This is a genomic window from Neorhizobium sp. T25_27, from assembly GCF_002968565.1.
GTDB lineage: Bacteria > Pseudomonadota > Alphaproteobacteria > Rhizobiales > Rhizobiaceae > Neorhizobium > Neorhizobium tomejilense.
Genome location: NZ_PVBJ01000001.1, coordinates 1331702 through 1341373 on the forward strand (window position 1 = coordinate 1331702; position 9672 = coordinate 1341373).

The 9672-nt window shown below is 57.2% G+C and carries 14 protein-coding genes and 2 pseudogenes; 9 read left to right on the forward strand and 7 right to left on the reverse strand.

Translation table 11 applies throughout. The features are described 5' to 3' along the window. Positions 1 to 49: 49 nt before the first annotated feature. The 4 genes from C5J24_RS06665 to C5J24_RS06680 all read left to right on the forward strand — a co-directional run bounded on the left by C5J24_RS06665 (position 50) and on the right by C5J24_RS06680 (position 2051). A complete protein-coding gene (locus tag C5J24_RS06665) occupies positions 50 to 505 on the forward strand; it encodes a carbon-nitrogen hydrolase family protein (RefSeq protein WP_105416483.1) in 456 nt (151 codons plus the stop codon). 182 nt (positions 506 to 687) lie between these two features. Further along, on the forward strand, positions 688 to 1245 hold the full coding sequence (locus C5J24_RS06670) for a nucleotidyltransferase domain-containing protein (RefSeq protein WP_046625487.1): 558 nt from the start codon (positions 688 to 690) through the stop codon (positions 1243 to 1245). Further along, positions 1242 to 1697 (forward strand): hypothetical protein, encoded by a 456-nt coding sequence (locus C5J24_RS06675; RefSeq protein ID WP_105416485.1) that lies wholly within the window; start codon positions 1242 to 1244, stop codon positions 1695 to 1697. Before C5J24_RS06670 ends, C5J24_RS06675 begins: the two co-directional genes overlap by 4 nt. A gap of 63 nt (positions 1698 to 1760) precedes the next feature. Then, the gene (locus C5J24_RS06680) at positions 1761 to 2051 is read left to right on the forward strand and encodes a hypothetical protein (protein WP_052753933.1); all 291 of its coding nucleotides are present in this window, start codon (positions 1761 to 1763) and stop codon (positions 2049 to 2051) included. Positions 2052 to 2120: 69 nt separating this feature from the next. Here C5J24_RS06680 and C5J24_RS06685 read toward each other — a convergent pair. Beyond that, positions 2121 to 2252: pseudogene (locus C5J24_RS06685) on the reverse strand (aminoglycoside phosphotransferase); the annotation flags it as partial. A 724-nt stretch (positions 2253 to 2976) separates the two neighbouring features. Next, positions 2977 to 3708, reverse strand: a pseudogene (locus C5J24_RS06695) (phosphotransferase enzyme family protein); the annotation flags it as partial. Between the two features lie 114 nt (positions 3709 to 3822). Here C5J24_RS06695 and C5J24_RS06700 point away from each other — a divergent pair. Then, complete coding sequence (locus C5J24_RS06700; protein WP_105416491.1) at positions 3823 to 4035, forward strand: hypothetical protein; 213 nt, start codon at positions 3823 to 3825, stop codon at positions 4033 to 4035. A 151-nt stretch (positions 4036 to 4186) separates the two neighbouring features. Then, positions 4187 to 4411, forward strand: coding sequence for a hypothetical protein (locus C5J24_RS31775; protein ID WP_172723863.1), 225 nt, complete (start codon positions 4187 to 4189; stop codon positions 4409 to 4411). A 78-nt stretch (positions 4412 to 4489) separates the two neighbouring features. Here the strand turns inward: C5J24_RS31775 and C5J24_RS06710 are convergent, their stop codons facing one another. After that, the gene (locus C5J24_RS06710) at positions 4490 to 4879 is read right to left on the reverse strand and encodes an ester cyclase (RefSeq protein ID WP_105416495.1); all 390 of its coding nucleotides are present in this window, start codon (positions 4877 to 4879) and stop codon (positions 4490 to 4492) included. Positions 4880 to 5145: 266 nt separating this feature from the next. Between C5J24_RS06710 and C5J24_RS06715 the strand changes: the two genes are divergently transcribed. Further along, the gene (locus C5J24_RS06715) at positions 5146 to 5670 is read left to right on the forward strand and encodes an SMI1/KNR4 family protein (RefSeq protein ID WP_172723864.1); all 525 of its coding nucleotides are present in this window, start codon (positions 5146 to 5148) and stop codon (positions 5668 to 5670) included. Between the two features lie 14 nt (positions 5671 to 5684). On the opposite strand, the gene C5J24_RS06720 is transcribed toward C5J24_RS06715, so the two are convergent. Continuing rightward, on the reverse strand, positions 5685 to 6824 hold the full coding sequence (locus C5J24_RS06720) for a M20 aminoacylase family protein (RefSeq protein WP_105416499.1): 1140 nt from the start codon (positions 6822 to 6824) through the stop codon (positions 5685 to 5687). Positions 6825 to 6871: 47 nt separating this feature from the next. Then, positions 6872 to 7426, reverse strand: a complete 555-nt coding sequence (locus C5J24_RS06725) for a recombinase family protein (protein ID WP_105416501.1) — start codon at positions 7424 to 7426, stop codon at positions 6872 to 6874. 237 nt (positions 7427 to 7663) lie between these two features. On the opposite strand from C5J24_RS06725, the gene C5J24_RS06730 reads away from it, so the two are divergent. Further along, complete coding sequence (locus C5J24_RS06730) at positions 7664 to 8275, forward strand: hypothetical protein (RefSeq protein WP_105416503.1); 612 nt, start codon at positions 7664 to 7666, stop codon at positions 8273 to 8275. 33 nt (positions 8276 to 8308) lie between these two features. Here C5J24_RS06730 and C5J24_RS06735 read toward each other — a convergent pair whose 3' ends face one another. Next, positions 8309 to 8659, reverse strand: coding sequence for a cupin domain-containing protein (locus tag C5J24_RS06735; RefSeq protein WP_105416505.1), 351 nt, complete (start codon positions 8657 to 8659; stop codon positions 8309 to 8311). 72 nt (positions 8660 to 8731) lie between these two features. Here C5J24_RS06735 and C5J24_RS06740 point away from each other — a divergent pair, with 72 nt between their 5' ends. Then, the gene (locus tag C5J24_RS06740) at positions 8732 to 9064 is read left to right on the forward strand and encodes a hypothetical protein (RefSeq protein WP_105416507.1); all 333 of its coding nucleotides are present in this window, start codon (positions 8732 to 8734) and stop codon (positions 9062 to 9064) included. A gap of 16 nt (positions 9065 to 9080) precedes the next feature. On the opposite strand, the gene C5J24_RS06745 is transcribed toward C5J24_RS06740, so the two are convergent. Continuing rightward, entirely contained in the window at positions 9081 to 9401 is a 321-nt protein-coding gene (locus C5J24_RS06745; RefSeq protein ID WP_105416509.1) for a hypothetical protein, read from the reverse strand. Between the last annotated feature and the right edge of the window lie 271 nt (positions 9402 to 9672).

Here is a 9672-nt window from a genome sequence, read left to right on the forward strand (position 1 = left end):
CTAGTGGCGTCGCGTTCGACTGATTCTTCACGATGAAAGGACCTGAGGCATGGACACCGTCCGCATCGCCGTCGTGCAGACGCCAGAATTCAGGGGAGATGTTGAAGCTTCCCTATCCTACGCCGCGGGGGTCATCACCGAGGCATCGGCTCGTGGAGTCCGATTGCTTTGTTTCCCGGAATGCTTCTTACAGGGATATCTGCTTGACGAGGCCGGGGCCCGGCGATCTGCACTAGACCTCGCTTCACCAGAATTTCAATCCATCGTCGCTCGACTGCCGTTGACGGACATGGTCGTCGCCCTGGGCATGATCGAGGCAAGTTCAGGTAGTCTCTTCAACACCGCAGCGGTCATCCAGAGTGGAGCGATCAAAGGGTTTTACCGAAAAACACATCTCCTCAAGTCGGAGGGTTTCTTCGCTCCAGGTGCGGAAGCCCCTGTGTTCTCGGTCGAAGGACTGACGTTTGGTGTCAACATCTGCTACGACACGAACTTCCGGAATTAGGTAGCAAATGCCACTGAGTGGATGACCGCGCATCAGACAGTGGCCTCATCACACAAGGGCACGCCCCAATTTGGGTGTGATCTTACCCGCAATTGGTAAGACGCTAAAAATGTTTGACAATCGTTAGAAAATGGGTATATCTACCCAGAATTGGTAAGAACCTACCAGAAGCGGGTAAAATCATGTCAAGCATCGACTTTCTGCTTTCCGAGCGACAACAAAATGTGCTGCGTGCGTTAATCCTGCACGGTGAGCGCCAACTGTCTGTCTCTGACCTCATTCGGATCGCAGGACCCGGAAACGGAGCGACCCAAAGGATTCTCGATAGCTTCGAAAAGGCGGGCCTTGTCACGAGGGAAGCAAGAGGAAATCAGCGACTCTACAGCGTTAACAAGAAGCACCCGATCTATGCCGAGCTACGTTCGATCTGCCTCAAGACCTTTGGCCTGGCTGACGTGATCTCCGATGAGTTGACCAAATTTGCGCCAGACATTGAAACGGCCTTTGTATTCGGCTCCATGGCAAGGGGGGATGAGAGGGCGGATAGCGATATCGACCTCATGGTCGTGGGGGATGTCGATTACTTCGAGCTTGGCGAGTCTATCGAAAACCTCAAGGGCAAACTTGGACGTGACATCCACCTCAATCTACACACGCGGGCAGAGTGGAAGGACTTGCAGTCTGATCGCGTGATCCGCGCTATCAACAGTGAACCTCGTATTATGGTAGCGGCGGCATGAGTTGGCAGGAGAACATCGACAATCTAATCCGCATTGGAACATTTAAGCGGACCGACTATATCGCGGACGACGTGCGTCAATACGTTATCTACGCGAAGGAATACCTCGCGGATGCGGAGAAGACTGAAACCACGCGCTCGCGTTTCCTGCTAGCATACGAGGGAATGCACTCGCTCAGCCTGGCGGTTCTCAATCGGGTAGGAGTCCGCTCCGAGGGTTCGGACGGCCATAGGCAGACAGCGTTCCAGGTCGCGTTAATGGTCATTGAAGTCGATGAAGTGCGAAAAGGTGCCAGTACCGCAATAATGGGGTTTCATCGAACACGAAACACTATCACCTATCAGTCTCCTTTCCCGCCCATGAGCGAAAAAGTTGGAACGGCGGCGATCGAAGCACTCAAGTTCATGCTCGCAGCGACAGAGAAGTTCCTGGCCCAGCACCAGGAAGAGTAGACTCCTGACATTCGACTCAAGTTTCTGTGGCATTTGCTGCCTAATTCCGCGAACTTCCCGGCCATGGCGAAGGTGATCGCCGATCAAGGTGGCACATTGGTCGTCTGTCTCGCGAACAACATGATGCCTCGCCAACGAGCAGAAGAGTACCGTGATGTGCACAACATGGTGCGTGCCGAGAGATGCAAGGAGCATAGTCTCTGGCTCGTTTCATCGGACATTTTCGGAGAGCGAGATCGTCGGGTGTCGTGGGGACCTACCGCCGTGATCGACCCGTACGATCGGGTCGTGGCGCAACTCGAATTGGAAAAGGCTGGGCTGCTGGTCTTCGACATCCCGATACTGCGGCAATGACTCCCGTTGGCCGCAATGCCGTCGCCGGATGTTCCTGTATGATACGACCCGCCGCTCCACCGAGACTGCTCAGACCGCCCGAACTTCGGCAAGCCGCTTGACCGCGTAGTCGTAGTTCCAGCAGACGGCTGCCTCCCATGCGGCTGGCGCTTGCGCTACGATGTCATGCGTGCCATCGCCGAGATCGGCGGCATTCTCGGGTCCCCGCCACTTGCAATAATCAAGAATGCTGGCGTGGCTCGACAACCAGCTGGGCGTTATCGCATCGAGGGTGCCGTCTTAAACCGTTGAGTGTCGTTGACGTCTCATTCGTTGATTCCCCGGCGACAGCTCCTGCGAGAGCTTCTCGCTTATCCTCAATATGGCTGCCACAAATTTGATATTCGCGCTTGAGCGTGGAGAACATCGACATCCAAGTCGGCGTATATGTCGTTACCTCCGGACCTCAGCAGGTTCCTTCAGCTGTATACCAGAAACAATGTGACCAGGGAGTCAAACACCAGACAGAAACAAGCGATACTAAACCCCCGATGCCTGCTTATCCTGAAGAAATTGACCGCGGCCTGAGACACAGCCATCAACATGTAGAAAAGAGGCCATATGAACAACGCTCCGCCGATGGTATATTTCAGTCCATTGTATACATAGCGCATCAAATCGAGATAAATGATATCGGCAGTATAACATCCTGACATGAATAATGTTATGTATACATCCCTTATTTTCATTCTGTATCTTTTTCGAAATACAAACGATAAAATGCATGATACGAGCACAGATAGGGAAAAGTAGATATTTAGAATAAGTATCGGCGTCAGCGTTATTGTGTGTGTCGACATCTCTATCGTTCCGCCTTACCAACCGTGCTGGAACGAGCGGTAAACGATTGCACCACTGCCTTCTCGCTCCCCACCGAGACTGATCGAACCGCACGAACTTCGGCAAGACGCTTGACCGCGTAGTCATCCTTCCAGCAAACGGCGGCCTCCCATGCGGCTGACGCTTGCGCGGCGATGTCATACGCGCGATCGTCGAGATCGGCGGCATTGGCGGGCAGCACCAGGTCAAGGTCGGGGACGTCGACGTGGGACTCATCCCAGTCGATCAGCGCGACCCGATCTGCGGTCATGCGGACGTTTCCCGGGTTATTCGGGTTGCCGTGGACAATGCATGTCTGACGGCCGATGAGCCGAGCCCATGCTGCTCGACATCGAAGAACACCCTCGGGTGGCATCGTGGCGAGGTTGATCCTCGTTCCGGTCTCGGCCTGCAGGAGGTCGATCGACGACCGCCAGCCTGGGCGCTGCGGCCAGCCCTGTGTCAATCGATGCAGTTCCCGGAGCGCTTCGGCGACGCGACGCCAGTCGGACTTCGTCTCGGGCGGTCCGCCCTCCATGTATTTCATCACCACCAGACCGTCCGCGAACAGGCGACCGTCCGTCGTCCGGATCGGTACTGGAACGGTCATGCCTTCACGGTCGAGGTATCGGAGCAGGTCGGTTTCCCATGCGAGATCAGCGTCGCTCCTGGAGCCGAGACGCCCGACGGCGATCCGACCGTGGACGCGAACGCTCCACACGTCGTTGGCCGATCCACCAGCCAGCGGTTCGATGCGAACCGCGTCTTCTCCCCACCGAGCGAGTGCATCCCATCCCATTGGCTAACCTTTGCCGTCGTGATCGATCTGAGTGATGAAATAGAGGGAAACGCCGCCCTTGCCCCCTATTGGACCGCCCTCTAAGCTTGTTCCCGATGGATAAGGGGACGCCCCATGATAAATCCCCAAGAGCAAGTTATTAGCTGCACCAACGAGAGCGGTTCCTTGGTGACCGTTATCAAGGCTACGCGACAATCTGATCCGGATACTGTCGATGCGCCACTGACGGTGATTTACTATACGGTCGATGGGTATCTAGTAGAGTTACTGTCCGATGGAAATTTCGAAATCGCTCTTACTCACGAAAAACTGACCCGCGTTAAATAGCCAAAAACCATCGGCCATCCCTGTTCAGGAGCTACCCCTACTCGGGAGCCATGTCAGCGGCCTGAGTCCCGTTCAGTTGCTGTACAGGTTCGTTCGCAAGAATGGGCGCTGGCAAATGGGTAACCTTCGGCAATGATGGGTGGTATGCGGAATGCTGGAATGTCACTGCAAAGAAGTCTTCAACGAATACGTCAAAAAACAATACGGCGATCTTTCGCCCGTTCTTACGGAGGGGCTGCTCCAGGCTTTTGAGCAGGGTGCCGAAGCGGCGAAACACGGAAAAGATGCCACACTTTGTCTCTACAGCTCGGTTTCTGAACCTGAGCGCTTCCTGGCGTGGGTTGAAGGCTTCCGGTGCTGCTCCAGGCCGCGCTAAGGTGTTCAGGGTGCAGACGGCCGCTGCCACCGCGAAGCGACCCAGTCCCTTCGGCCAAGCAGGCGGCTGGCCGACCCACTAATCGGGGAGCTGTGCCTCGATTGCGGACTTGTCGATTACCGACCATACCGCACTGATCTTCGATCCCGTGAACTCGTAGAAGACGTTCTCCGTAAAGAACACGCGACGTCCGTTGACGCTCAGGCCCAGGAACTCGCCCTTCGGGGAGCAATCGAATGAAAGGCGGGCGGCAAGGCGCGGCGGCTCGCAGACAAGCAGTTGAATGTTGAAGTGCAAATCCGGAATATCTGCGAAATCCTTCACCAGCATTTCCCGGTAGCCCGATAACCTTAGCAGCCGACCGTTGTGCTGTACGTCATCGTCGACGAAGCGGCCAAGCTTATCCCACGCGTGCCGATTGAGGCAATCCAGGTAGGCACGATATATATCAGCGAGTTCTCCGATCATTGGCAATCTCCCTGCGCCCGAAGGCCCAAATGCCACGCGGTCTTCAAAAGGTTGAGATATGGCGCACCCTCCCCTTCCTCCAAGGCCGCGACGGGCGTCTTCATTGGCGGGCAGCACGAAAGCTGCCTTGACGAGGCGACCTCCTGTCACATTTAGAAAGCCCGGGGATCACACAGCCAATAACATGACAGGAGGCCACACTGAGCAACGACAACATTGTGCCTTTCCGACCGTCGGACAGCCTTTCGAAGTTCGTGGCATCCCGGTTGGTCGTCGGACGTTACGGTGGTGCGAACGCGGAGCGCTTGGCCGCATACGAGCGCGACTACGGTGTCCGTTTCTCCGATGCATACCGGCGTTTCCTAATGCGGGAGAACGGGCTGGACTACGCTCTTCCTCACGATGGCATTGATGCACTGCCTACTGACCAGCGTCGCGATGCTTTCATCCTATCGGATATCAACACCCTGTTCGGCATAGGCAACGGCCATCCTTATTTCGATCTCGAAGCCCTCGCACCGGAGATGGGCTTTCACGACTACAACCTCACACCGTTCGCCCATGTTGTCGGTCTCGGCGGCGATTTCTCCACCCTCGTCGAGATCACCGAAGGCGAGCATGCGGGCACAATCATCTATACCGATGGCGAGTTGTTCCACGGCCTCACCCACGACGATCTCGACGGCAAGTCCGCAGACGCAGCCATCGAATATCTTTCGGAGATCGGCTATTACGCTCCCATTGCGAAAGATTTCGACGATCTGCTCGACAAGTTCGCCCGCCTCAGCTGAGAACTCTCAGCGGGTCAGCAGGGCATTGCGACCTCGACCAATCGCGTCCAGTAGGCGACACCGTATGGTATCGCGGCATCGTTGAAGTCATAGGCGGGATCATGCAAACCTGCCGTGCTGCCGTTGCCAAGCAGCGCGATGTTGCCGGGCCGTTGTTCCAGCATGAACGCGAAATCCTCGGACCCCATGAGCTGCGGGTGGTCGGGGTCAACCGCATCGAACCCCATGACGGCCCGGGCGACTTCCACTGCCATCGCCGTTTCGGCTGGATGGTTGACGACCACGGGATACAAGCCTCTGAATCTGACCGTCGCAATTGCCCCATAGGATGATGCAATTCCCTCGGCTATCTCGATGATGCGCCGCTGCATGGTATCCCGCACCTCGGGCTCGAACCAGCGGGCGAGCCCACGCGTCTCGCTTGAGCGAACAAAGGTACCTCCGGGCTGTCCTCCTTGGAATGACCCGAAGGAGATCACGCCGCTCTTCAGGGGATGGACATTGCGGGCGACGATCGTTTGCAGGGCAATGAGGATGTTGGCGGCGGGAAGCAGCGCGTCAACACCAGCCTGCGGGCTTGCCGAGTGGGCAGTCTGGCCATCTACGATTATTCGGAAACTTGCGACCGCTGCGCCGAACGGCCCGGTGCGGGTAGCGAAGTGGCCCACCGCGAGGCCTGGCTCGTTGTGGAGGGCGAATACCTTCTCAATCCCCCACCGCGTCATCAGGCCGTCGTCACACATCGCCCTGGCACCCGCCTGCCCTTCCTCCGCCGGCTGGAAGATCAGAACGGCCGTGCCGTCGAACTTTCGTGTCTCTGCCAGGCTCTTTGCGGCCCCCAAAAGCATCGCCGTGTGGCCGTCGTGGCCACATGCGTGCATTCGGCCATCGACCTTCGAGGCGTAGGAAAGTCCGGTCGCTTCGTGAATGGGAAGGGCATCCATGTCCGCGCGCAGGCCGATCACCTTCCCGGACGACCTGCTACGGCCATGGACAACGCCGACAACGCCGCTCCTGCCGATTCCCTCGGTCACGTCATCACAGCCAAAGCCGCGCAGTTTGTCGGCCACAAAGGATGCCGTGCGAGGCAGCTCGTAGCCGAGTTCCGGGTTGGCATGCAGATCACGACGCCAAGCAACGATTTCATGGTCCATGAATGTTGTCCCAATTCCGATATCGCACGTCCGCCACGCACGACATGCTACCGCCGCTCGATTCCGCGGACAATGGTTCTGGGGTGGACATTGTATCTGCGAGCTACGTCCTGCAATGATGTCCCGGCTCCGATGGCGGTCCGGACTTCCTCACACTGCTCATCCGTCAGCGCGCGCGGTCGCCCCGGACATCGCCCCCGTGCCTTCGCGGCCTTGATACCGGCAATGGTACGTTCTCGGATCAGGGATTTCTCAAATTCGGCAAGTGCTGCGAGAAAATGGAAGACCAGCTTTCCGCCCGCCGACGAGGTGTCGATGCACTCCGTCAGCGAGAGAAACGCGATGCCTCGCCGCTTCAGGCCTTCGATTACGGAAATGAGGTGTCCAATCGACCGGCCGAGCCTGTCTAGCCGCCAGACGATCAAGACGTCTCCCTTTCTTAAGACCCTGAGCATCGCCGAGAGCCCTGCCCTCCTGTCCCGACCGCCAGAAACACCGAGGTCTTCAAATATGCGTTCGCATCCCGCTGCCCGGAGCGCGTCCATCTGAAGGTCCATGTGCTGGTCAATCGTCGAGACCCTCGCATAGCCGATCCTCGCCATTGTCTTTCGAATCCTCCCAATTCCGTCCCGCGAGAATGGCTTGACAGAAACGAACGGTTTCGCAGGTCTTGCATTCGGGTCGGCAATTTTTAGCTCAAATGAAGCATCGCAAAGACTTAGGCAAGAAACGAGGTCTTCGTGTCTGTCGTGACAAATCCGTTCGTTTCTGTCTACCGACCGCGCTTGGACGCCGCTCCGGTGAGGACGCATCTCCGTTTTGCTGACCTCTCGAGACGAATGACCGACGCCTGGCTGACTAACGCCGGAAAGAAAATCTCTCCCCACGTCATTTGTCGGTCCGTTCAAGACCTGTTCAGGGTCAACATGGCGCTTCTGATTGTCGACATGACACGGGACACTCCGCAGGATTGGCAGGTCAGGTTTGTCCACACTTATTCGATTCCGACGACATTGTTCGACGCCAGGAAAGCGCAACAGGACCGCCAGCTTTCGAGTTTGCCGGAATGGGCATCGTTAGGAACTGAACAGCACGTCATCAGGCCCTGTCGGATGGTGACAGCCTCAGGACGACCCGAGTTCGGCCGGATTGACGAGACCGTCTACGGCATCAGGATTGTCTGCGACCGTTTGGTACTGCCTGACCCCTCAGGCACGGGGCGATGGTGCATACTCTTCTACGAGGTTCAGTCGATCTCGGGTGCCGGGCAGCCGACCCGCTATGACGACGTCGACCTCTCGATCCTACAGCTTTCACGGGAGGGCCTGTCGGCAGGGGAAATCGGGATGGCGCTCGAATTGTCCGCGAGGACGATCGAACACCGGATCGCGAAGATCAAGGCACGCACCGGAGTTACCGCGTTTGTGCGATTGCTCTCGGCCACGTGGTGAAAGCTTCGTCCGCCGATAGCTGACAGGAATACCTTAATCGTGAGCTTCGGCCCAATGCGGGTAGGTTACGTACGCCGTCAGCGCGCCCTCGCCTTCGGTGGTAATCGTCACCGACTCGCCTTTGGGCATATACACAATGTCGCCAGGCCCTGCCGTCACCGTGCCAGCGCCCGTGGATACGGAGAGCCTACCTTCCAAGACAATCATCGTGTCGTCGACGGCCATGGTCTCGGTCAGCGATTGACCAGGCGCATAGCGGCCGTAACCTATGGTGACAGGCCCGCCGTTTTTCTCGTCCACCAGATTTCCGACATAGATTTCGGCATCCTGACCTGGCGACTTGACCAGTTTGGCGTCCGCAAAACTGAACTTTTGGACCTTCATCTATCACCTCCTATGCTGTGATCGGGAGATAGAGCGGATGCCGAGATCGCCAACCGTATCGATGGAGATGACATGACCGATAAGAGCTGCGCCGTCCCGACGCCTGAACAACGCAAGTATCTCGTGATACGGGAGGCCGCCGAGCGCGCGATGTTGCAAAAGGTCTTCAAAGCGATAGACGACGCGGCCGCCGAGGTCGCGGGCGGCTTCCGGGAAGCAGGCCTAGAGTTCGAGCCGACCAGCAAGGACTACTTCACGTTCACGGTACAGCAGGTTGCATTCGTCCGTTTGTGCGGTGGCAACCCCGACACTCTTCAAGGCGGCGACCCGGAGATCGGTCAGCGTATCGTCAACAACGGCCAGCATATCATCGACAGCTACTGGCGAGGCGACAAGAGCACCTAAAGGAACGAAACGGGCTTCAGACGGCTGGGCCTTTCCGTCCACAGACCCCCACGAACGCCGTGACGGAATTGTCCTCGCGGACAGACTGGTTTAGCCGGCCAGTCGAAATCCCGAGCTTCTCGAATATAACGATCTCACTGGATTCCAGCGGACCGCAGTTGCGCCGTTCGAATTCCCTTATGACTTCGATGCCATCCTCCTTGAACGGTTTGATTTCCAAGTCATGAATCACCCAGTAGTCTTCGTTATTCGTGTAGTCCGTAGTCCCGTGCCTCGTCGTTCCTTCGATTGAAGGCAGCCGGGGGCAGCCCGGATCCAGAGCTTCGACGCTCCCCATCAGAACCCGTCCAATGAAACGACACCTGGTATTGCGTACCTTGCCCGCTGTTGGTGCGAAACCCGTGAAGCGATTTGTGGACGTCGATCCCGGCGAGGTTGAGCATCCCCTCTCCCTTCCCCAGGTTCTCCCAGAAAATCGTGTTGAACCGCCCCGGGTTTGCCGGAGACCGTTTGGTTTAAGTTATGCGGCCATCGCTGGCGCGTCCAGCATGGCGTAGTATTGTTCTTCTGCCTCTGCAGGCGGAATGTTTCCGATTGGCTCCAGAAGA